This window comes from Bartonella sp. AA2SXKL, assembly GCF_042197205.1.
In the GTDB taxonomy this organism is placed as follows: domain Bacteria; phylum Pseudomonadota; class Alphaproteobacteria; order Rhizobiales; family Rhizobiaceae; genus Bartonella.
In genome coordinates this window covers 1-24981 of sequence record NZ_JBHIRN010000009.1, presented here as the reverse complement: position 1 = coordinate 24981, position 24981 = coordinate 1, and the positions used below count along the sequence as shown (strand labels likewise).

16 protein-coding genes and 1 pseudogene are annotated in these 24981 nt (G+C 38.8%); 10 read left to right on the top strand and 7 right to left on the bottom strand.

The window, feature by feature from the left end; genetic code table 11:
* The first annotated feature begins 51 nt into the window (after positions 1–51).
* The 5 genes from ACFINS_RS06735 to ACFINS_RS06715 all read left to right on the top strand — a co-directional run bounded on the left by ACFINS_RS06735 (position 52) and on the right by ACFINS_RS06715 (position 9888).
* Entirely contained in the window at positions 52–1263 is a 1212-nt protein-coding gene (locus tag ACFINS_RS06735; RefSeq protein ID WP_375638521.1) for a BID domain-containing T4SS effector, read from the top strand.
* A 342-nt stretch (positions 1264–1605) separates the two neighbouring features.
* Positions 1606–2430, top strand: coding sequence for a BID domain-containing T4SS effector (locus tag ACFINS_RS06730; protein ID WP_375638520.1), 825 nt, complete (start codon positions 1606–1608; stop codon positions 2428–2430).
* Between the two features lie 354 nt (positions 2431–2784).
* Complete coding sequence (locus ACFINS_RS06725) at positions 2785–4071, top strand: BID domain-containing T4SS effector (protein ID WP_375706013.1); 1287 nt, start codon at positions 2785–2787, stop codon at positions 4069–4071.
* A gap of 304 nt (positions 4072–4375) precedes the next feature.
* On the top strand, positions 4376–6340 hold the full coding sequence (locus ACFINS_RS06720) for a BID domain-containing T4SS effector (protein WP_375706012.1): 1965 nt from the start codon (positions 4376–4378) through the stop codon (positions 6338–6340).
* Positions 6341–6657: 317 nt separating this feature from the next.
* Positions 6658–9888 (top strand): BID domain-containing T4SS effector, encoded by a 3231-nt coding sequence (locus ACFINS_RS06715; protein WP_375706011.1) that lies wholly within the window; start codon positions 6658–6660, stop codon positions 9886–9888.
* Positions 9889–10103: 215 nt separating this feature from the next.
* Here ACFINS_RS06715 and ACFINS_RS06710 read toward each other — a convergent pair whose 3' ends face one another.
* The gene (locus ACFINS_RS06710) at positions 10104–10283 is read right to left on the bottom strand and encodes a hypothetical protein (RefSeq protein WP_375706010.1); all 180 of its coding nucleotides are present in this window, start codon (positions 10281–10283) and stop codon (positions 10104–10106) included.
* Between the two features lie 394 nt (positions 10284–10677).
* Here ACFINS_RS06710 and murJ point away from each other — a divergent pair, with 394 nt between their 5' ends.
* The 4 genes from murJ (at position 10678) to ACFINS_RS06690 (ending at position 14572) form a co-directional block, all read left to right on the top strand.
* A complete protein-coding gene (gene murJ, locus ACFINS_RS06705; RefSeq protein WP_375700949.1) occupies positions 10678–12249 on the top strand; it encodes a murein biosynthesis integral membrane protein MurJ in 1572 nt (523 codons plus the stop codon).
* A gap of 60 nt (positions 12250–12309) precedes the next feature.
* Positions 12310–13380: a tryptophan--tRNA ligase gene (gene trpS, locus ACFINS_RS06700; RefSeq protein WP_375706009.1), complete on the top strand. Its 1071-nt coding sequence runs from the start codon at positions 12310–12312 to the stop codon at positions 13378–13380.
* 62 nt (positions 13381–13442) lie between these two features.
* On the top strand, positions 13443–13934 hold the full coding sequence (locus ACFINS_RS06695; RefSeq protein WP_375612177.1) for a universal stress protein: 492 nt from the start codon (positions 13443–13445) through the stop codon (positions 13932–13934).
* 59 nt (positions 13935–13993) lie between these two features.
* Positions 13994–14572, top strand: coding sequence for a NifU family protein (locus ACFINS_RS06690; RefSeq protein ID WP_375612176.1), 579 nt, complete (start codon positions 13994–13996; stop codon positions 14570–14572).
* Between the two features lie 470 nt (positions 14573–15042).
* Here ACFINS_RS06690 and ACFINS_RS06685 read toward each other — a convergent pair.
* The 3 genes and pseudogenes from ACFINS_RS06685 to ACFINS_RS06675 form a co-directional block, all read right to left on the bottom strand.
* Positions 15043–15123 (bottom strand): annotated as a pseudogene (locus ACFINS_RS06685) (DUF4102 domain-containing protein); the annotation flags it as partial.
* Between the two features lie 876 nt (positions 15124–15999).
* Positions 16000–16335, bottom strand: a complete 336-nt coding sequence (locus tag ACFINS_RS06680; RefSeq protein WP_273790940.1) for a zinc ribbon domain-containing protein YjdM — start codon at positions 16333–16335, stop codon at positions 16000–16002.
* A 1076-nt stretch (positions 16336–17411) separates the two neighbouring features.
* On the bottom strand, positions 17412–19040 hold the full coding sequence (locus ACFINS_RS06675) for an alpha-D-glucose phosphate-specific phosphoglucomutase (protein ID WP_375706008.1): 1629 nt from the start codon (positions 19038–19040) through the stop codon (positions 17412–17414).
* A 217-nt stretch (positions 19041–19257) separates the two neighbouring features.
* On the opposite strand from ACFINS_RS06675, the gene ACFINS_RS06670 reads away from it, so the two are divergent.
* Positions 19258–19782 carry a peroxiredoxin gene (locus tag ACFINS_RS06670; RefSeq protein WP_375621555.1) on the top strand — a complete coding sequence of 175 codons (525 nt, stop codon included), beginning with the start codon at positions 19258–19260 and terminating at the stop codon, positions 19780–19782.
* 882 nt (positions 19783–20664) lie between these two features.
* Here ACFINS_RS06670 and ACFINS_RS06665 read toward each other — a convergent pair.
* The 3 genes from ACFINS_RS06665 to pyrF all read right to left on the bottom strand — a co-directional run bounded on the left by ACFINS_RS06665 (position 20665) and on the right by pyrF (position 24467).
* A complete protein-coding gene (locus tag ACFINS_RS06665) occupies positions 20665–21198 on the bottom strand; it encodes a replication protein (RefSeq protein WP_375613583.1) in 534 nt (177 codons plus the stop codon).
* Positions 21199–21788: 590 nt separating this feature from the next.
* Positions 21789–23273: a histidine--tRNA ligase gene (gene hisS, locus ACFINS_RS06660; protein WP_375706007.1), complete on the bottom strand. Its 1485-nt coding sequence runs from the start codon at positions 23271–23273 to the stop codon at positions 21789–21791.
* Positions 23274–23621: 348 nt separating this feature from the next.
* Positions 23622–24467 (bottom strand): orotidine-5'-phosphate decarboxylase, encoded by an 846-nt coding sequence (pyrF, locus tag ACFINS_RS06655; RefSeq protein ID WP_375612171.1) that lies wholly within the window; start codon positions 24465–24467, stop codon positions 23622–23624.
* Between the last annotated feature and the right edge of the window lie 514 nt (positions 24468–24981).

The window sequence follows — 24981 nt, the reverse complement described above, 5'->3', positions numbered from 1 at the left end:
AGTGGGGAATGCGCCAAAGAGGTTTTCTAAAAATATTGAAAGGAAACAGCCATGAAAAAAAGTCATCCACAACCAGCTCCCCAGAACCCAGAAGCTCTATACGCACAAGTGGATAAATCACAAAGAAGCGGAGGTCGGCGCATACCAAGCGAAGCATCTCCTTACGACAGACCGAGAGGGAGAACAAATGAGCAAAAAAATTCTCCCTACAATACACCAAGAACAGGTGCATATAACACGCCCCCTTCTCAACAGCCACTAGGAACTATCTATGCCCCCCAATACCCATTAGGAGCTACCCATGCAGCGGTTGGCAGAGGTTCGCGTGAGCCTTCTCCGGAAAACCCTACAAATCCCTATGCAGTCGTTAATCTAACATCGGGTGAAACAGAGTTCCAAGAACAAAGAAACCCCCTCTACGATACATCGAGGGAAAGTACTCAGGATTTGCAACGTTCCCCAAAACCAGAGGAACATCTTTATACCGAGCCTGATTTTAGCAAAAATAGTAGACGCTCTCCTCAAAAACCACTAGAATCTGTCTATGCAAAACTTGGCATGGGCGCTGAAGACGGTCAAGAACCTCAAAAACCAGAACATCTCTACGCAGAGCTTGATTTTGGTGCAAATGGTGGACTCTCTCCCCATAAACCACTCGAATCTGTCTATGCAACTGTTGGCATGGGGGCTGAAGGCGGGCAAGAGTCCCAACAACGAGAAAATCCCATCTATCAAGGTGTTGGCAGAGGAGCAACACCCCCTCCCAGAACCCCAAAAGATGTGGTTACAACAAAGCTTTTACAAAGCAGAGAATTTCAACATGGTATAAGAGTAACCCAAGAATGGTGCACAGTTGTTTATGGTAACGCACATGCTTTGAATGAACCACTTGCTCAGATTCTTGACGATCCCAAGAATGCAGAAAGAGTCTTATGGGACCTTGCAGAACATCCTGAAAGCCCTGCTAAGCTCGCTGGTAGGCAAGTGCTTGGCGTAAAAAGCCCCAATCGCAGAGCAGCTGAAGATGGTTTTTCTCCCCTTTGCTCAGCTCTTGAGAAGCATATACGTACGGTACAAAAGCTCCATAAACAGTTTACACGTGAACAGGAAAGAGATCAAAGACAAGAAAGTCCAGAAAGAGACGCAGAACACAGACACCACCACCACCATCATCGTCACGCAAGAGGACAAGAACAAAATAGTCCAGAGCACAGCCCACAACGACAAAGACATGGAGAAAAAGGAATGGCTTATGCCATATAAGTGGACATAAACGTAAAAACAGATAGTTTTTGTTTTTCATGTAATCTTTTTTTCAGTGAGTTTCTTGGTGCAAATCATTTTATCGTGATTGCACCAAGAGTTGTTTTAAAATATTACAAAAAATAGTTCTAAAAAAGAATCCTATAATTTATCATAACTTATTGATAAAATTTCATAAAAAAACTGTATAAAAGACATAAATGTTCATTACATATCAATATTGAATAGCGCGAAATCTTTGGAGGTCATTCGGTTGGATATCTTCCTTATATAAAAGTTATCAAAACTAAAAGTGGGGAATGCACCAAAGAGGTTTTCTAAAAATATTGAAAGGAAATATGTATGAAAAAACATCATTCACATCCTTCTGCAAATCCAGAAGCCCTCTATGCAACAGTTAATAAACCAAACAGAGGAAACCAGCGCACCCAAAACCAAGAAGAAGAGCTAATATACGCATCAGTTAGCGAAATTGACCCTCTTTCAAGAGGGAGACACCCTAAGCAAAGACAGCGAGAAACTGAAACCGATTACACAACGGTTGCTCCCCCAAAACGTGAAGAGGAAGTTCTATACGCATCAGTGAGCAGCGTTTCTCCTCTTTCAAGAGGGAGACATCCTGATCGGGGAAGAGAAAGTCCTGAAACCGACTATACAACGGTTGCTCCGCACCAAAGAGGAAGATCTCCATCTTCCCTCACAACGGAGCAAATAACTGTCATACTTTTAAAAGATCCACATGTTAAAGCATATGGGGAAGAGGTCATACATTGGGGTGCAACTGTCTATGGAAAGGACAATATTTTTCAGAAACACTTGCAAGACATACTTACAGATCCCCGTAAAGGAAAAGACCTTTCAAATCAACTTGCTGAAAATCCTGAGTCTATACATAAGCTTGCGGGCCACCAAACACTTGGCATAAAAAGCCAAGCACGAAGAGCAGCTGAAGATGGTTTTAGATTGCTCGTTGATGCCGTTGATGGTTATACGAAAGCTGTAGAAAACGCAAAAGAACAGCTATTGCAAACCCCTCTAGCGGAACAAAGACGCCATCATCACCATCATCATCATCGTCATCACGAAAGAGGACAAGAACAAAATAGTCCAGAACACAGTCCACAACGACAAAGACACGGAGAAAAAGGAATGGCTTATGCCATGTAAAGGGGCGTAAACATAAAAACAGATAGTTTTTGTTTTTCATTTAATCTTTTTTTCAGTGAGTTTCTTGGCGCAAATCGTTTCATCGCGATTGCGCCAAGAATTGTTTTAGAATGTTACAAAAAATAGTCCTAAAAATGACGCCTGTAATTCACGATAAATATTGATAACTTATTGATAATATTTCACAAAAAAACTGTATAAAAGACACAAATATCCATTAAGCTGATTGCAAATAGCGCAGATCTTTGGAAGCTCATTCAGCTCGATATTTCTTTTGTCTCAAAGCGATCCAAGCATAAAAGGCAAGAATGCACCAAAGAGGTTTTCTAAAACAATTTTTGAAAGGAAACATGCATGAAAAAAAAACACCCTCATCCTTTTCCATCCTCTTCAATACAAGAACTTATAAAGCTCTATGAACAAGCGGCGGCAGAGGTCTCAGGCGCTGCAGCCCCCCTTCCTAAAGAAACGCCTTCAAAAAGCAAAAGACTGTCATCCATACCGGAAGAAGATGAGGAAAGACAATCTCTTTTAAGCGAAGAAACTGTATATGCATCAACAAATCCAACAGCTTCGTTAACAAGAGGCGGCTCTACCAAAAGGCAGAGAAAACCTGAAACGACACACGCAACAATTCCTTCACAAGCAGCATTACAAAGGGCAACAAGAGTTCTCTCAGAGGAAGAGATCATTCTATTGCTTCCACACCATTCATTGGTTCGAACCTATCAAGAAGAAATCCAACATTTATCCGCAAGTGCCTATGGTAACCCAAACATTTTGCAAGAAAAAATGCAGGAAATTCAAAGAAATCCCGCTGCAGGAGAGGAGCTCTCATGGCGCATGGCAGCCCATCCTGAAAGTCTTGCTAAACTTTCCGGCACCAGCATGTTGGGCTTTAAAAATCGAGTGCGTAGACAAGCGGAAGAGAGTTATTCCGCTCTCAGTATCACCATTGATTGTTATACAGAAGCTGTAAAACAGGCAAGAGAGAGCCTCGTACAATCTCCAGAGAAAGAACTCAAAAACTATGAACGCTTTATGGGGAAGGAAGCCGTCGCTGAACTTCTAAAAAAACCGGATCATCGTGAAAAAGAAACGCTTTCAGAGACAGAAATTTCTACCCAAATTCAACAACATTCAAAAGTCAGAAGACACCATGCCCAAATCCAATATTGGTGTAAAGTTGTTTTTGGTAACGCAAACATTTTGCAATCACAAACAGACGAGCTTTTCCAAAACCCTGAAACAATAGAAGCACTCGCACAACAACTTGCCGGAAATCCTCAATCTTTTCACAAGTACGCTGGTCGTAACTTTTGTGGCTTCAAAAATAAAGCACGCAGACATGCTGAAGCGGGTCTTTCTCACCTCATTGACGCCACTGACAATTATGCAACAGCTGTAACACAAGTAAGAGAGAGCCTTTCAAAAACTCAGCAGGCAAAACAAGAACACGATGAAGCATCTTCTGACAGAGCGCAAAATTTGCATCAACAACAAAGCGTCTCACAGTCTGCTCAACGCCCTGAGCCTTCAATAGTAACGCATGAAGGAGCAACACCCTCTACGCAACAAAGAGAAACAGATATTCGTCCTCGTAAAACTGCCGCCCCAAAAGCGATGGCTTTTGCCAGCTAAACAGACATAAGTTTTCACGTTGAATCTAACGTCTTGGCGCAACACAGGAAAGAGGTGTTTGCGCCAAGAAAGAGAGAAAATTGAAACAAAATTTATTTTTCCGTCCCTTAACCCAAACACTGGAGAAAACAATCTTTAGAGAATGATTATGATCTGAGCCAAGAGAGTCAAATCATGCGAAGCCATTCAGTTTCATATCCTCTCTCATAAAAGCAAATGAAAAAGCATAAAACAGAATAAAAACCAACGTACATTTTTAAATAGTATTTAAAAACAATATTGGAAGAGTTTGAAAGGAACATGCATGAAAAAAAGAAATCCCTCCCCTTTTATCACCGAAATGATGGAAAAATTTCAACAACCGGCTGAACAATCCCCCACCAGAACCCCTCCTTCCCAAGTTTCTCAAAGTTTGCCAAAAGCAACTGTAGAAAAACGCCCAGAAAATTTATCCCCCCACCCAAAGGTTGCGCCACCGCCACCCCCCCGCATGAGAGCAAACACTCAAACCAGCACAATGCTTCCTAACGCCAAAAACCAAGAGACGCCTCCCCCACAAAAAAAAGCAGCTCCACCAAAACCTCCGCGTGTAAAAGAGAGACAACAACATAAACAAACAGTTCAAGAGTCCCCCTCCCTACAGACAAAAGTGGCTCCGCCCCCTCCTCCACGCATGAGAGAAAAAACACAAACCAGCACAACAATCTCCAACTCAAAAAACCAAGAAAGCTCCTCCACGCACACAAAAGCAGCTCCACAAAGACCCCCGCGTGCAAAAGAGAGGCAACAACATAAACCAACAGTTCAAGAGTCCCCCTCCCTACAGACAAAAGTGGCTCCGCCCCCGCCCCCACGTATGAGAGAAAAAACACAAACCGGCACAAAAATCACCAGCTCACAAATCCAAAAACATTCCTCTCCGCACACAAAAGCAGCTCCACAAAGACCTCCACGCGCAAAAGATAAGCAACAAAACAAAACAACAGCTCAAGAGGGAGAACATCTCTATGCAACGCCTGCTCCGCAAACACCCCCACGCATGAGAGACAGAGTGCAAAACAGCACAAAAATTCAAAATCCTGAAACACACGAACCAAGTGTTAGACCCAAAATATCATCACATATGAAAGTCAGGCAGCAAAGCAGTTCATCATCACAAGACAGTGGAACATATGCCGTCCCGCCTTCAAGAAAACCGCACCGTATACAAAACAGAAAACAAAGCGATACTGTCGTCCCAAAAACTTCCTCTCCACACACAGCAATTGAACAACCAAAACCGTCTCACGAACAAAAACCATCTATTAATACAATGGAAAGAGAGCTATTGCTCGTAGCATATCAAGAAGAAATACGATTTTTGAGTGAAAAGGTTTATGGCGAACGGCTTATTTTAAGTGAAAGAATAGAAGCAATCAAAGAAAACCCCGATATGGGAGAACAGCTCTTATGGGATGTTACAGAACGGCCTAAGTCTATTTCTAAGCTTGCTGGTAGAAAAGTTCTTGGCATAAAAAATCATGCGCGCAAACAAGCTGAAGAAACTCTTCCCACCCTATGTGCTGCTATTAACGGTTATGTGTATACTTCAAAATATACAAAAAGTGAAAATATTTCTCAAGGTCCTCACACGGAACAACAACATCAGCGACAAGCACAGGAGGAAGAGCTAACAAATCAACATTTACAAAATCCGCTCAATTCAGAAAAGAAAATAAAGCCTCTCTCAAATGAGGAAATTGCCCGCAGAGTTCAACAAGATCCATCGGTTCAATATGGTCAAAGAGAGATCCAATATTGGTGCCAAATTGTTTATAAGGATCCATTTATTTTGCAATATAGACTAGAAGATATGCACAAAATTCCAGATATAGGAGAAGAAATTGTATTTCAAATTGAAAAGGATTGTACATCTTTTGCTCCTCTTGCTGGTAAGCAAGTCCTTGGCGTAAAAAATGGAGCACGCAAAGCCGCTGAAGAAAATCTTCCTACTCTTTGTACCGTCATTAAGGAGTATGCTGAAACTGTAAAACAGTTAAGAGAAACCATTGTGCAAAACCATCAGGCAGAACAACAAAAACGTTATCAACCACCTACCGATTTCGATAAAAAATTACAAAAGCAGCAAAGCTTATCGCAGCCCCTGAAGCTGCCTGAACGCTCAACAGCAAAGCGGCATAAAGAGGTTACAGAAACTTCTAGACAAGAAGACCAGCCGCAGGTTCGACCGCGCAGAGCCGAAACATCAAAAGCAATGGCTTTGTCGTGATAAATCTCCTAATTGTTGGCTTTTTATCCAAAACTTTGGTGCAATTATCTTGCCAAGATTGCATCAAAGACGGTGTGTGAAATACAGAAAACTTTGAATAAGACACCCCATTATTTTACAGAATTCATTGATAAAATTTCACGATAATACTTCAAAATTATAAACTTTAACTTTGTTCCATGCGAATAAGGTCAATTTTTTCAATCATTCAAATAGGCATTCTTCTTTGAAGAAAACGCTATGAAAATAACATAAGGCAAAAAATGTAAACAAAGAAGATTTCAAAAAATAATGTTACCATTTGAAAGGAAATATGCATGAAAGAAAACACAGAACATTGTGCCTCCTCTACACAGGAAGAATTGCAAGAACAACACTCTGTAATTAATGCAGCCATTTCAAAGCAAATCAATGAAGAAGCGCAAAATTTTTTCTACCCCAATAGCAAAGTGCTTAAAAATAAATACCGCATCAAAGATAACGAAATATTAAAAGAATGCTGTTCTAATGATGTAAAAAAAGAAATGATAAAACTGCACCAAGAACCTCTACCAGAGCAGTTTAATGCCTCTTATCTAAAATACCTTCATCAACGCCTCTTTTCCCATGCATTTGAATGGGCCGGACAAACACGCGAAAAGCCTTTTACATTTGAAGATGGCACTGTTGCTTCTATGCCCATTTTGAAAAGAAAAGAGTTTACAAAAACTTTTGCGATTGGCAGAAAAATACAGGAGGGACTAGAAAAGTTAGATAAAACGCTTGCTGAAAAGAATAATTTACAAGGCTTAACGCGCGAAGAATTCGTTGAACAAGCAGCTGGTATAATGATAGATTTGCACCACTTGCATCCTTTCAGAGAGGGCAATAGGCGCACAAAGAGACTGTTTGTTGAAAAACTCTCTCAAGCAGCAGGACATGAGCTAGACTTTTCTCTTGTGAGCAAAAAACGTAAAGACTTTGTCCGCGCCGCTGCCATGGAACATGGCAACCCAGAGCCTATGAAGCATCTTCTTGAGGATATCTCAAATCCAGAAAAATTGCTCCTATTACGAGAATTCACCAACTCTATGAGAGAGCTTGGATTAGATGAAAAAAATTATCATCTCGCTGTCGTTGCAAAAGAAGGAGAAACCTATCATGGTACCTATAGAGGCAGTGGACCCAATGGCTTCATGCTTGATGCCAACGGCATTTTCATCTTGGGAAATAAAAAAGATCTCACCCCAGAGCAAATACAGACATTAAAAATCGGTGACGCCCTCTCCTTTACAGCACCAAAAGTTCAAAAACCAGAAAAAACCCAGAAAAAAACATTGCTTCCAGAAGAAAAAGAAGAAAAAAGAGCCACTCTTAAAAACGATGAAATAACTGAAAAGAGCAAAGACAAAACATCCATTCAAACAAAGAAAAAGGGAAAATCCTATTTTTCACCATGGATTGCCTCTCATGTTTTACATGACAGCGTTGAAGTTATGCCCAAAAGTTTGCAAGCACAAGAAAAAGAACAAATGGCACAACCAATTGTTCAATCGGCTTCCGCTATGAGGCAAATGCAAAAAGATTTTCAAAAAAATATTTTACAGAGCAGTAATACAGCGACAAATGATCCAATATCTGTCAAAATGACAAAGGAAACACGCTCTGATCATCCAGAAATAGAAAAACAGCCTATCAAAAAAGCAATGGCATACTGGGATACTGGTACAAGAAAAACGGACACCATCCCTCTCACCTTACAGGAGAAATTATCATCACCACCTGAAACCGAAGAAAATAAGACAATACACCGTAATTTCTTTTACCCCAATAGTATCACCTTAAAGAATAAATATGGAATAAAAGACTACGGAAAATTAAAAGTGCAATGTGCCCATGATACAACAAAAGCAATCATTCATCTGCGCCAAGAAGCACCACCACAAAAACTAACCTCCACATATCTCCAATATATTCATCACACCCTATTTAAAAATACTTTTGAATGGGCCGGACAAACACGCGAAAAACCATTTACATTTGAAGATGGTACCGTTGCTTATATGCCAATGATGAAAAAAGCTGGTATTTCTTTTGCCTCAGCAAAACAGATACAGGAGGGTCTAGAAAATTTAGATAAAACACTTGCTGAAACGAATAGTTTAAAAGGCTTAACCCGCGAAACATTTATTGAACATGTCACTGAAATGTTGATACAACTCAACTATACGCATCCTTTCAGAGAAGGTAATGGACGCACACAACGAATGTTTTTTGAAAAACTTGGGCAAGTTGCTGGCCACACACTCGACTTTTCTCTTGTAACAGAAAAACGCATGAATCTTGCCAGCATTGCATCGCTAAAACATAAAGATAAAGAAGAAATGAAACATCTGCTTGAGGATATCTCAAATCCAGAAAAAATACTTATTTTAAAAGAATTCATGGACAGTATGAAACATATCGGGCTTGAGAGTATTCATCATCATCTTATTATAACAGCAAAAGAAGGTCATACCTATAAAGGCTTTTACAGAGGCAGTGGACCCAATGGCTTTATGCTTGATGCTAACGGAACTTTCATCTTGGGAAATAAAAAAGATCTCACCCCAGAGCAAATACAGACATTAAAAATCGGTGACGCCCTCTCCTTTACAGCACCAAAAATTCAAAACCAGCAAGAAGTGCTTATCCCCGCACAAACAATAGCCCCCCTTACCAACAATGAAATTGCCACAAGGATAAAAAACAACGTTTCCATTCAAGCAAGAAGAAAAGAAATAGAAACTTTGTGCCAAATCATTTATGGCAATCGTCATATTTTGCGGGAAAGAATTGAGATGATCCATGAAAATCATACTGAAGGAGAACAACTCACCTATCAAATTGCCACCTCTCCCCAATCTATTTCTAAGCTTTCTGGTAGCAATGTATTTGGCATAAAAAACAACGCGCGCGCCCATGCTGAAGCAAATACTTTGCCCCTCTGTAGAGCCATTGATCGTTATATCAATATTTCTAAACAAACAGAAAGAGACATTCTCCATACCCATCATGTAAAACAAAGGCGGTGTGAACAGTCGGTAGAAATCCCTAAGGCTTGGATGAAAAATCTCCTTTCCTTGTCAAAAGCACAACAGCAAGAAACGTTATCAAACTCTCCTGAATTAAGGGGGGAGATAAGGGCTTATATCAAAAAAATCAATGAGCGCTTATCTTCAAACGAGCATGAAGCTATAAAAGAAAATAATCCTGAAAGACTTGCGAAGAGTCTTGGCACATCAACCATTAAAGCAAAAGAGATTATGGAAATAATCAAGCAGATAAAAGAGATAGAACAGCATATACAACCCATGTATTTTTATAACCATAAATTCGATGAGCGCTTCGCACCAAACCAGTATCAATCTATAAAGAAAAACAATGAAAAAAAATGTTCCAACACGCCTGATAAAGAAGCAATTAAAGTGCAAAAAATGACAGAAAACGTCAATCAGAGTCCCAAAAGACAAGAAAATATTCAACCTCACAAAACGGCGCACGCAAAAGCAACGGCAATGAATGTCTAAAAGGTTCATAAACTTTAACTTTTTCGCCCCCTCTGGTAAAAATGATAGCCTTTATCCCCTTGCCTTCATCGGCAAATCAATCGCACCTCAACGAGAATGGAAACCATGAGAGAGCAACTTTATCTTATTTTCTCAGATTTTATCCTCATCAACTGTGAAAAGAAACCTGAACAAGAAAAATGCTGTTGAAAGATCATGTCTTCCTATCCTCTTGTTTATGTAATCTCTAAAATGGGAAGGCAGCCACATTTGGGGAGAACATAAAGCCGTAAAAGTGAAAAGTAATCACCAGCTTTACCATCACCTTTTAGCTTAGCCTTACGACTTTTTAAAACATCTAAAGCGCTGTTTTTTTTTAATAATGAATAAATAATGGAAATTACGTATTGCTCCACGCTTTTATTTTATTTGCATTCTTTTAATAGGGTCACACCCCTCACATAAAACAGAACGGCATTGGGTTGCACTATTCACGACATCACACCATAAAGAGAAATTATCATTATATATCCCTACATGTCTCTTCAAACTGTTATGATATCACTCCCATATTTCAGTTTGAAAAAGAAATTTTAATTATTTTATGGCAACAATAAAAATTTTAATGCAACAGTAAACAAGGAGCATAAAAAAAGTCTTCAAGCACCATTGTTGACAGAAAGATAAACACCGTCGTAAAACGCTTTCAAAAAGTATCCTTGATTAGGATAGAGATCAGATTTTTACGATTTAAAACGCTTTATTTCTCCTGTCATCGCTTCTCTTTTACAACAAAGTTGATATATCTTTATGACATTGATTAAAAAAATTGCAACAGTTGCTTCCGGAACCCTCATGAGCCGTATTTTTGGCTTCGTACGCGAAATGCTTATGGCAGCAGCACTAGGAACTGGTCCTGTTTCTGATGCGTTTAATGCTGCTTTCCGTTTTCCCAACACATTCCGCCGTTTTTTTGCTGAAGGAGCCTTTAATGCTGCTTTCATTCCTCTTTTTGCCAAAAAAATCACTGAAGATGGTCACGAAACGGCATGCAAGTTTGCAGAAGAGGTGTTTGGCGTTCTCTTTTCACTGCTCTTACTGTTAACGATTGCGATGGAACTCAGTATGCCTTTTTTGGTACGAACCATTATTGCTCCAGGTTTTACCGAAGATGCAACAAAGCTTAACGCTACAATTCATTTTACGGCGATCATGTTTCCCTATTTAACCTGCATGTCGCTTGCTGCCATGATGGGGGGCATGCTTAATGCACTGCGACGCTATTTTATTGCCGCCATTGCCCCACTCTTTTTAAACATTATTCTGATTGGTGTGCTTGCCTATGCTTGGATCTATAAACTTGACGCTTGGCATATCGGCTTAAATCTCTCTTGGGGTGTATTGGCAGCAGGTCTTATTCAACTCACCTTAATTGCCCTTGCTTTGCGTCAAAGTGGCATGAAAATTTCCTTCCGCCAGCCCCATTTAAGTCCTAATGTTCGTAAGCTATTAACTTTAGCATTCCCCGCAGCCATTACGGGTGGCATCACGCAAATTAATTTGCTTATTAATACCAATATTGCTTCTAGTCAATCGGGTGCTGTCTCTTCTTTGATGTATGCTGATCGTCTTTATCAATTGCCTTTAGGCGTAATCGCCATTGCCGTTGCAACCGTTCTTTTACCAGAATTAACACGCGCTTTGCGAAGTAAAAAGCATGAAGAAACCCACCATTTACAAAACCGCTCTATTGAATTAACGCTATTTTTAACACTTCCAGCATCCATCGCTTTTTTGCTGCTCTCCACTCCCATAGTCAGTTTACTCTTTGAGCGAGGACAATTTACCAGTCAATCAACACACCATGTTGCACAATTACTAGAGCTTTATGGACTAGGACTTCCAGCTTTTGTTCTTATTAAGGTCTTTATTCCTAATTTTTTTGCCCATGAAGATACCAAAACACCGATGATTTTTACAGGTATTTGCGTTTTTATCAATATCGGTCTCGCCTTAACATTATTTCCTATTCTATCTGCACGAGGCATTGTTATTGCTGAAATTACCTCTGGATGGGTCAACACACTGTTGCTTTGGGGGGTCCTTATCAAACGCGGTTATTGGAAATACGACTTCCAACTGATAAAGCGAACATTATGTCTCATGATGGCAACTCTTTTGAGTGCACTAGCCCTCTATTACGGATTGAATGTGCTTGGTTTTTTGTCTTTTCCTTTATCCTCACAAGCATCCTTTTTCTTGCGCGCGATCACCTTAGTAGGGATTATGCTCGGCATATTCTTGATCTATTTTAGTGCCTATTTTTTATTCAACACCCGTTCCTTTTTTCACACGCTTAAAAATTTGAAAAAACGCTCATAATATCTATACTTTGTCAAAAACAATAAAATGAATAACCTTAATTGAAGAAAGAGCACTCCTATGGATACCTTCACACCACTTGTCTTTTCCGGCATACAACCGAGTGGTCACTTACATCTTGGCAATTATCTTGGAGCCATTCAGCGTTGGGTTGAACTACAAAACTCTCATCACTGTCTCTATTGTGTTGTGGATATGCATGCGCTCACCGTCAACCCAGATCCCCTTACTTTACGCGAATCCACCAGAACAGTGACAGCAGCCTTTTTAGCCGCCGGTATTGATCCTCAAAAACATATTATTTTTAATCAATCACGTGTTTTTCAACATGCTGAACTCGCCTGGATTTTAAATTGTGTTGCCCGCATTGGCTGGCTTCAACGCATGACACAATTTAAAGATAAAGCGGGAAAAGATCGTGAAAAAGCATCCCTCGGGCTTTTTGCCTATCCCACTTTGATGGCTGCTGATATTTTAGTCTATCGTGCAACGCATGTTCCAGTAGGCGAAGATCAAAAACAGCATGTTGAACTCACACGCGATATTGCACAAAAATTTAACAACGACTATGCACAGCGTATTGCCGAATTAAATTTTGGCATCTCTATGCAAACAGATGAAGAAAAAAGACAAGGCTTTTTTCCTCTTCCAGAAGCACTGATTGGAACAACAGCCACACGCGTTATGTCTTTGCGCGATGGGACGAAAAAAATGTCAAAATCAGATCCTTCAGATTTTTCACGCATTAATTTGACCGATGACGCTGATCTTATCGCAAAAAAAATACGCAAAGCCAAAACGGATTCGGCTCCACTTCCCGATACCCTTGCCGCTTTAAAAGAACGACCAGAAGTAGATAACCTGCTTGGTATTTATGCCGCCTTTGCCAAAGTTAGCAAAGAAAAGATTCTTTTAGAATTTTCTGGTCAACAATTTTCGCATTTTAAAACAGCTCTAGCCGACCTTGTTGTCCATAAGCTTGCCCCTATAACAGAAGAATTACGTCGCCTTCATCAAGAAAGCGGTTATATCGACTCTGTTTTGCATGATGGCGCTAAACGTGCTAGTATGCTCGCAGAAGAAAATATGAAAAAAATTCGTGAAATTATTGGATTTTTGCAAGATACATAAAAATAATAAAACTAAAAACTGTAGAGAGCAAAAAAATCGTTTGTACAAAATAGAGAAAGTGCATGATTTCCAAACCCCAAAATCCGAAAAAAGAACCAAAGAAAAAAAACTTAGTTATTATCGATGAAACACCAGAGTGTCGGCGTGCCGTTGCGTTTGCCGCACAGCATGCCCAAAATACCAGTAGAACATTGGTATTACTTTGTGTCGTTGATAGTGTAGAATTTCAACATTTTCTGGGTGTAAACAACGTTATGCGTACAGAATCAAAGCAAAGTGCTCATAAAATATTAGGAGACATTGCCAGTGAAGTCCGCACCACCCATGCGCTTGAAACAGAAATAGTAGTGCGTGAAGGAAAAAAAATTGATGAGATTTCTAAACTGATCGACGAAGATAAAAGGATTGCACTGATTGTTTTAGCAGCCAGTGGACATACAGAAGGACCAGGACCCCTTGTTCAATTAATCGGGAATAAAGGAACAGCTTTTTCAATCCCTGTCATTGTTATTCCTAGCAATCTTGCCGATGAAGATATTAGATCTATTGCCTAAAAAATATAATATTCTACAATGTAAGATCTTCCCAAGCCTTCATTATAAAAGGAGAATCTATGTTTATTCAAACTGAAACCACCCCAAACCCTGCAACACTTAAATTCCTGCCAGGACGCGTGGTTCTTTCTGAGGGCGTATTAGAATTTCGTGACCGTGAAGAAGCAGCTAAAAACTCACCTTTAGCGGCTAAACTGTTTAATATTCCCAATATCAATGGTGTCTTTTTAGGTTATGATTTTATCACCGTAAGCAAAAAAGAAGGGGAATGGCAACATCTTAAGCCCGTCATTTTAGGCACAATTATGGAACATTTTCTATCCAATGAGCCAGTGATCACCACCAACGCCACAACACAAGCACAAACCCATGCCCTTAACGAAGAGTTTTATGACGAAAAAGATGCTGATATTGTCTTAACCATTAAAGAGCTCCTTGAAACACGTATCCGCCCCGCAGTTGCCAACGATGGTGGAGACATTACTTTTCGTGGATTTGAAAATGGTATTGTTTATCTCAATATGCGCGGCTCCTGCGCTGGATGTCCCTCTTCAACAGCAACACTCAAACATGGTATTGAAAATCTTTTACGCCATTTTATCCCTGAAGTTTTAGGCGTTGAAGCCATGCCACAATAAATGTTGAAGCCATGCCACAATAAATATTGACCTCAATAGGTAAAATAACCACACCGATTGCCCCTCTTCAACAGCGCTCAAACATGGAGTGCAAAAATCTTACGTCATTTTATTCCTGAAATTTTCGAAGTAAGCCATGCAGTCATAAAAATAGAGTACTGTTAAAAAAATCTGTCCAATAATGATACCTTCACTCACCTTTCACCTCCACATATGCCTTAAAAAGATTTCAAAGCCCCCTTTAAGAAGCATAAGTTATTTCAACAAACCAATCGTACACAGAAGTACAATGCATGGGTGTGCACTTTAAATTTATTTTGTTTTATAATCTTGTCATGCAATTTTAACGAGGAAAACACGACCTCGTTAAAAAAAAGAAAACCCAAAAAAGAAAACATTGTAAGATAGAGTGCTCATTTGCTCTATCTTTCTCAGTGCTTCCAACGACAAATCACGCAAAATACTTCTTGTAGCAAGCCGGCACCATCATCATATCTGCCAGCCCCTAATGATGCGACAGCTCTTTCATTAAGACGATTCATAAGAGTCATTTTTAATCCTTTCTTTCCTCATTTTTACCCACACGCCAGCCCCGCGTGTGGTGTGCAAGCAAGTGATTTTAATTGATTCAACATGGAACAGATTTGAAATGAGAGAATCCCACGTTATTCGGGGTTCTAATTCAATATGAATAACGCTAATTTATTATTATAAATCAATATGTTGTTTCAGACACTCGACAAAGATCACATTTTGCAACTTGCAATGAGAATTCTGACATTCTTCTTATTTCAATTATGTTTTTATTGCATCAATCAAAATCGTCCGCTTACACAGCACAAACTGGATAATAACAAAAACTATTTTTAATAGCTCTTATGTACACTTTTATAAGAGACTGTTGCAGTACTAAGAGCTGGAAAATGCATGGCAATAAGACCTTATCAAGATCATAGCGTCCTTTTTCCATTCTTAAAATCAAGAATTTCCTCTATCATTTTCAATCTCATTTCCATAAATATGACGCAAAAGGTGTAACTATCCATAAAAAATAAATACATTGAAGCCAGATCTATTATGGTTGTTTGAGAAATTATCTGATTAAAAAAATGAGAATATTTTTTCAATTCAGCAGGAATAAGTTTGTCTACTTTACGGTATTGTTCTTCTCATAAAGCGCATACTTTTATTGTTGCTTATGAGTCAACATCCAGTCCCCTCATAACCGCATATTAAAAGAAAAGACAGAGTCGCTATTTCTCTGCTATACATGGCCTTACAATAAAGGAAAACATATTGCTCCTATCTGATTGGTGTAATCTATGAAACAAGAAAAGAAGCCATTGGAGAAAAATATGTCCAATTAGAGAAGAATGTAAAAATAGAAAACCAACGAAATGCAAAAACAATTGCAAGAGGACAAATGCTTAAACTTTTTTCACAAACTCCGACTTTAAACTCATCTGACCAATCCCTGGAATTTTGCAATCGATATTATGATCCCCATCCACCAAGCGAATATTCTTTACCTTCGTCCCCCCTTTTAAAACAGATGAAGCGCCTTTTACTTTCAGATCTTTTATCACCATAACGGTATCTCCGTTTGTTAAAATCTGACCATTGGCATCATAAACAGTATTGGCAAGAACCGTATCATCGTTTTTTTGTGGCCATTCATGCGCGCATTCAGGACACACAAAATTTTCACCATCTTCATAAGTATAAAGACAATCACAACGAGGACATTTGGGATATTGGGTCATAAATTCCCCTTTTTTAGAAAAAACATTCATTATGACTGGTCATAAAGCAAGAAGTGCTTATTGTCCATTATTTTAGAAAAATGTTTCCCTTTGTTTCAATCCTCATCTGCCAACTGTGTTCATGAATGCTATCATCACATACTATACACAAGTTTATAAAAATGATTGATCATTATACAACTCAAATAAGCCCCCCGCATATCATAAAATTTACGCACTTCATTCTCTCTAATAAATTAATCAAAATCATTTTCTTATACATCACCAATGCAATTAACGAATGGATAACAAAACAATTAGAAAAGGAACATCTCTGAATAAAACGTTCTCAGAGAGCTAAAAACTATTGCAGCATTGAGAAACAAGAAAATGATGTCCCCAACTTAACCTTTTATTTAAGTAAAGATAACAGTCATAATGTTAGAGAACAGACTGATCTATGATCATAGTTAATGGTTTTGTATATTGAATGAGAGCCGATAAATAAGCTGAGATTCTCTCAACCCCTTTTACATTGAAACAACCAAAGCCTTTTGTTTGCATGTTACAAGTAGGAAAATCCGTGTAAAACGATTATCCAAAATACTAAACACTCTCAAATATAAGAGCCAACATTGAAAGCGGGCAAAGTGAATGATGGTGCCGTCTTACTCTCTCATAAGCGTAAAAATGCTGCTGCTCAATGGATGGCCGGTTATACCTTTCAAAGCAGCACGCATAAGATGCGTTTTTAGCGTCTTGAGAGAGAAGCTTCTTTAAAACAAACATATGAAATGTGCAACAATGATCGTATTTTATTTTGCATGAGAAACATTCCCCTATTAAACAAAAATTTCTATCAAGCCATTGAGCAAACCCATTGGACATAAATGCTCCGATTATGCTCGATTATAATTTCCTACAGCATTTAGTTTTAAGAATCCGGCAGTTTGAGGAATCCGATTGATATGTAAGGGAGGAAAAAACAAAGAGAGCTTGAAAATGGAAGATCTCCCTTATGCACATAAAATCACACCCCTAAAATCACACCCATGTAATCAATCATCATACCTTTACAAAAAAACATTCCAATGATCTTAGGTGATAATATCAGGGTGATCTCTCCCCAATGCTTGTTGTATGTTTAACAGTTTTAGTGCCACCTGTTGCAAAGGTTGGAGAACTTCTTGCGGATTAAAATTGTGTTTGCGCGGATCACTTTCATACTGTTCAAAATAAAGTCGTAAAGTAGCACCTAGCGTCCCTGTTCCCGACAAACGAACCACCAACCGTGCGCCATTCTCGAAAAAAATACGTATACCTTGCCGCGTGCTAACGCTCTGATCAACGGGATCATGATATGTAAAATCATCTGCTTTTTTGACGAAAAATCCAGCAATTTCAGTTCCTGCATGTGGTAAGTGCGCACGCAAATACTCTATAAGTGCCAAGGCTTTGTCTGCTTCGACTTCTTCATAATCATGCCGTAACGTGTAAAAACGCCCATAGGTGAACCAATGCTGTTGAACAATCTGTGCGACAGTTTTTTCTGTTACCGCTAAAAGATTTAACCAAAATAGGACAGCCCATAAACCATCTTTTTCGCGGATGTGATGAGAGCCCGTTCCAAAGCTTTCTTCACCACAAAAGGTTACTTTCCCCGCATCCAAAAGGGTTCCAAAAAACTTCCATCCCGTTGGCGTTTCAAAAAAGTTTAATCCGTGTTTTTCCGCAACTAAATCAGCAGCACGCCCCGTTGGCATAGAACGCGCTATCCCCACAACACCTTTTCGATATCCTTTAATGAGGTGTGCATGTTCAGCCATAATAGCCAAAGAATCCGAAGGCGAGACAAATTGCCCACGACCAATAATGAGGTTACGATCTCCATCACCATCAGAGGCTGCGCCAAGATCTGGTCCTTGCTCTGACATCAATAAATCATAAAGAGCCTTGGCATAAACCAAATTGGGATCTGGATGACTGCCTCCAAAATCTGGCAAAGGAATACCATTAACCACTGTCCCTTCAGAAAATCCTAAGCATTTTTCAAAAATTTCATGAGCATAAGGCCCTGTTACCGCATGCATGGCATCAAACCGTAAAGTAAGACCTCGAGCAACGGCCTTAGCAATACAGTCAAAATCAAAAAGCTCTTGCATCAAAGCAACATAATCAGCGACAGGATCGATAATATCAATCCGCATGGCTCCCATAAAGACCGTACCTTGCCTATCTAAATCAATATCTGGTGCTTCAAGAATTTTATAAAAGGAAAGACGTTGCGATGTTGCAAAAATAGCATCACATAAAGAATTAGGAGCCGGTCCACCATTGGAAACATTGTATTTGATACCACAATCTCCCTCTGGACCACCAGGATTATGGCTTGCAGAAAGAATAAGTCCACCATGGGCATGAGTTTTACGAATAAGATGCGAAACAGCAGGTGTAGAAAGAATACCGCCCCTTCCCATTTTAATACAAGAAACACCATGCGCCGCCGCCATCTTCAACACAATCTGAAGAAGAGTACGATTAAAAGTGCGCCCATCCCCCCCAAGAATCAACAGTTTTCCTTCAAGAGGCCCAATGTTATCAAAAAGAGACTGTATAAAGTTTTCTACATAATGGGGTTGTTGAAAAACAGACACTTTTTTGCGCAAACCAGACGTTCCCGGTTTTTGCCCCTCAAAAGCCGTGGTTAAAACTGTCTTTATGGTCATATCAATACCTTTATATTCTTTCCTATAATTTTAAGGTGAAGAGTATCCAAAGTCGACCATTAATTCTACTTGACGGAAGTGTGAAATATTTGCACACTCGTTAGAAGTAAGAATTTTTAAAGAAGCCCTTTTGTTTAAAACGCTTTTTACCATATGTTTTTAAATACGAAGGCTGTTTTAAAACAAAATTTTCGTAAAAGAATACAGGAGCATCATGATGATGAAAAAAACAGTTCCCAATGTAACATTCCACACACGCGTACGCGATGAATCAATGGCTGGAGACAATCCTTATCGGTGGCAAGAAGTTAACAGCGATGCTTACTTTAAAGGAAAGCGTGTTATTCTTTTTTCTCTTCCTGGAGCTTTTACCCCTACTTGCTCAACCTTTCAGCTGCCTGATTTTGAAAAACTCTATGATGAATTTAAACAAGCGGGTATTGATGAAATTTATTGTCTTTCCGTCAATGATGCTTTTGTCATGAATGCTTGGGGAAAAGCACAAAATATCAAAAATGTGAAATTAATTCCCGATGGCTCTGGTGAATTCACACGCAAAATGGGTATGCTGGTTGCAAAAGACAATGTTGGTTTTGGCATGCGATCATGGCGCTATGCAGCTGTTATTAATGATGGTGTGGTTGAACAATGGTTCGAAGAAGCAGGTTTTTCAGATAATTGTGCAACAGATCCTTATGAAGTTTCTTCACCACAACATGTTTTAAAAGCCTTGAAAAGCTAATTCCCCCAATCGTCTATTTAAACAAAATTTTACGACACAAATCTCCCTCCTCAGGGAATTTGTGTCGTTTACTTTTTGCAACCTCTATTCGTGAAAACAGACCCGATAAGTTGATTGTACGCCTTCTGTGAAAAAAGATTACAGCAATAATTTTTTCAATAAATATTTTATGTTTTAACTGCTTTGAAAAAGTTTGAAAAATTGCTGATGAAAAATCTGGACCCGTTGTGGGGCTAAAAAATCAAAGAGTTAAAAGCTGTTGCACGCTATCAAAAAATGGGGATGCAATTGCCAAATGCGCAAATTCATGCAAAACTCTCTCAGAAACATCAAGGACTAACGTATTGATGAAATATGCAAGATCAATGCTAAATTTCTCATACTGAGAAAAACTTTGTATTAAACAATACTTTGATTTATAAAGATAATTTATAATTTTGCATATTGAATGAGAGGAGCCGAATATCATAAGATTGTTTTATTTTATCCCTTCTTATATTGAATCCCTTAAAACTATTTTCTTGCTCATTAGCAAGCGGGATTGGCATATGAATAAACGATTAAAAAGAGTAAAAATACCTCTCGTAAACGCGCCAAAATACAAGAGCTATGAACATCATTACTGCAAAGTTCACAAAAGTACCAAGAAAGAAAATACAGATCAAACATTTGTTTGAAGAGGTGCACAGTTCAAATTAACTTATGTCTCATAAAAAGAAGAAAATATGGCATAAAAACCGCTCTGCATAAAGAACCATTCATGGAGAATATTAAATCAAAACAGATCCCGCAAACATTCCAATTCACATACCCTAAACAGACTCATTGCTGTTCTCATAGCCATTTATTCTAAGCCTTTATTTTTCTCTAAGAGAAAAACGATTAAAGGAGTTGTTTATTCGGGTATTCTACCGTAAAGTGTGCTTCTATCTCTTCCTCTTCATCGAACTCAAAATCTTCATCACATTCAGGAAGACCAAAAATATCTGGATTGATGAAATAACAATCTTTTTTTGTCCCCTTCGCTACAATTTTATTCTTTTCTAATTCTTTGATACCTTCTTTAAAACTTTCAAAATTAAGATATTCTGGTTCTTGAATTGAAAGATCGCAAGTCAAAAATTCTTCAAGAATATCATGATCCAATGTTATCTGATCAAACCATAAATCCACATCATCCCCCTCATCTAACATTTTCCCTACCTGCCACAACATCACAAAAAATGCTTTCATACCACTAAATGATAGCCCAAAAATCATACGCCGACACGACGAGGCGCCTGAAAAGGTAATTTGCGGAAGATCTTCAAATCCGAAATTTGAAGGAGGAAGTTTAAATGATTTTCCAATATTCTCAGGTCTTTCAAGAATAAAGGGATTTCGTTCATAGAGCAGAGTAAAATCATATTGGACCATTTTCATTTCTCCGTTAAAGAATTGACTTTATGAAAAATGCATATTATCAGTAAGTTACCATTATGGCAGCTTACAATTCATCCAAACATGCTCCTGTAAAAAATTGTTCGATTTAAGTCATTCCATTGTTTTTTGAAGCTTAAAAAGTCTTTTAGGATAAAACGCTCTAGTTCTCCCTCCTTTTGCAATAAGGCTAGATTTTGTAATGTCCAAGAAGAGAACATCAAAGGATTTGATACTCATAGATGAGAATTCAAAGATAAAGCCAATATGAACTTGTCAATATTTTTATAAACTTTTTCAGAAGCGTTACGTGAAACCCTTTAATTTTCTCAGAGTTTTTGTTCGTTACAATTTTTTTTGCTCATTTTAACGCATTACCATCGCATCCTCAGAAGGGCACGTTTTATAGCAAATAGCGCTTATTTATCTCTTAAAAAATCTCTCTTTTATGCCGCACACACTTCAAAACCGCGCTTTTGAACGCGTGCACCAACACGTATAAACGAGCAAAGCACAAATTTTAAAAATTGAATTTCAAATTTCCAAAATATTTCAAACAATCACTTCGATAAAGACTTTTACCATTATCATTTTTGGGCGGCTAAAATATCCTGTACTGTTTTGACCAATTGATCTTCATCAACCGTCACTTGTGCTGGTCGACTTTCACGCCATGTTTGATTATCCTTAATTTCATGAGACAAACGCGCCCCTTCAATCAAATCTTTAATCTGTATTTTTCCGCTCTCACGTTCTTGTGAGCCTTGGATAACCACACAAGGCGCTTGGCGTCGATCTGCATATTTCATCTGCGCTTTTATCCCCGATGCCCCCAAATAGAGCTCAGCACGAATTCCCGCACCACGCAACTGCATCACCATTTTTTGATAACCAGCAACCGCCTCTGGCTCTTTATCCATCATCAGCACCACAACCGGCCCTGTTGTCTCCTTCATAGGCAACTTTTCAAGATTTTGCAAAGCAGCGATCAAGCGCGAGACCCCGATTGAAAAACCTGTTGCTGGAATGTTTTCACCACGAAAGCGTGCCACCAATCCATCATAGCGCCCACCACCACCAACGGAGCCAAAAACAACTTTCTGCCCATCATCATTGAAAACATCAAGCAGCAACGTAGCCTCAAAAACAGGACCTGTATAATAATCCAGTCCACGCACCACCGATGGATCAATCTTGATACGATTCTGAAAGCCATTTGCGGCAAAAATTGCTTGCATTTCCTCAAGCTCACGAATTCCCTCACACCCTTGAACATGATCACCAACCACTTCTTTAAGAGCCTCAAGCGTTTCTTCTGCTGTTTCAGCTCCAGCAGCAGTTAAGGTAAGAATACACTCAATCTCTTTATCCTTAAGCTCCGCCCCTTTTGTAAAGTCACCACTTTCATCCAAACGCCCTTTTCCCAAAAGCAAACACACCCCTTCAGAACCAAATTTATCCAGTTTATCAATTGCTCTTAAGACAGTTAAGCGCTTTTCAACCTGCTCATTTCCCCCCAAACCAATTTTCTCTAAAACGCAATCGAGAATTTTTCTGTTGTTCAGACGAATGGCATATTCATGATGCTGAAACCCTAGTTTTTCCAAACTATCAGCTGCCATCATACAAATTTCGGCATCAGCTGCTACCGTTGGTGTTCCAACAATATCCGCATCAAACTGCATAAATTGCCGAAACCGCCCTGGACCTGGTTTTTCATTGCGAAAAACAAAGCCAAGACGATAACTGCGATAAGGCTTTGGCAAAATTTCAAAATTCTCGGCAAAATAACGAGCAAGAGGCGCGGTAAGATCATAGCGCAAAGACATCCATTGCTCATCATCATCTTGTAGCGAAAAAACGCCCGCATTTGGACGATCTGAATCCGGTAAAAACTTACCCAGCACATCTGTATATTCAAAAATTGGAGTTTCTAGCGCTTCAAAACCGTAAAGTTCATAAACTTCACGAATTTGCGCAATCATTGTTTCAGTTGCATACAACTGTGCACTTGTACGATCAACAAACCCACGGGGTAAACGGGCTTTGGTTTTTTCTTGTTTTGATGACATGTTTTTCTCTAACAACAATATATATTCACCGATAACGTGTGTCTATCTTATAGAAACAAACGCTGCAATAACTTTATCAACTGGAAACTGGTAACAATATGCATAAGCTTTTGCTTTTAAAAGATGCAAACCTTTACCCTTAAGGCAATCTACTGAAAATATTTGCATTTTCAATAAGAACATAGCCCCCGCTCAACATGAAATGCCCGCTTAACATTCAATGAAAAGACATCTGTGCTTGTTGAAAGAAACCTCAAAGCGACAGTTGATTCTTGATAAATCGAAAGCATCCCCCTCAAAACCCCTCCCTCTCAGAATTCTTCAGATTTATTACAGATGCAAAAATCCTCAAGACATCAGTGTGCTTTGCGCTTGTTCTGCAAAATGATTGATAACATTTTTTAAATCAACAATATTTCGTCCAGCATCTGTAATAGAGCGTGATACAGAGGGAATAACATTCTGCAAAAGTCTTTGTGGAAATTGATTTGCTAGTTGTGTCATTGTTCCACCTTGAGCGCCAATACCCGGAACGAGAAACAGACTATTTTTTAACTGCTCGATTGTGTCTTTTGATTCAGATCCTAATGTCGCTCCTATAACCGCACCTATGGGGCCAATATTATGATGAATAACCGAAGACTGACTATTATAATCACAAATACACTGTGCAAGATGAAGAGAGAGTGTCTGATCACCAATAAGGGCATTTCGTATTTGTTTCCCCTCTGGATTAGAAGACTGAACAACCACAAAAACCCCTGCTCCTGTTTCTTCTGCAACCTTTATCAGAGGAATAAGAGCATCAAAACCCAAAAAAGGATTAACTGTCATGGCATCCACCTTGAACGCACTACTTGGACCAAGCCAAGCCTTACCATAGGCTTCAGCAGTAGAGCCAATATCCCCCCTTTTTGCATCCGCCAGAACCAATATGCCTTGTTCGTGTGCATTTTCAATCAGTTCTTTGAGAGCTTGAAGACCTTCCACACCATATAATTCAAAAAATGCGACTTGCGGCTTTATAATACCTACTTTACCAACAACTGCTGTTAAGAGAATATCACAAAAATCTTTTAGACCTTTATAATCAAAGCTTAGTTTCCACGATTGCAAAACTTTATGGCTCGGATCAAAGCCAATACAAAGAGGTCCATAGATTTCACGATTTTTAAAAAAAGTTGAACGAAACATTTTATATCCTAACAAGATCTCTCTTTAAACTTTTTGATACAATCAAAAAGAAAAGCATTTGTCAAAAGAATACAATAGCGAAAACACAAAGAAAGATCTCTCTATACAAAATGTGCTTTTATTTATGAAACATAAATATATTCCCATTCGTAACGCTTATCATATGTTTATCAACCAAAACATTGTCATGAGATAAAAATTCAAATTTATGAAAGAATATAAACAAAACAGCATCTATATTATAATGACCTCATAAAGCCCTATAGACATGCCTTGTCGTTTTCACCCCCCTTTTTTATGATCAACAAAAACTCTCTATGAACGCGCTTTAAACAAAGTTTCAAAAGAAAATGCCCCACCATGATGATCTCGATCTTAGCTTTAGATTTTTCCTATTCCTTTTTGGCGCATATCTATTCACTTTTGGAACATAATTTGCAAAAAGGCATTGTATCTCCAGCATATTCAAGGAGATAAAACATGGAAACTCGCATTCCTGAAAACACACCATTCG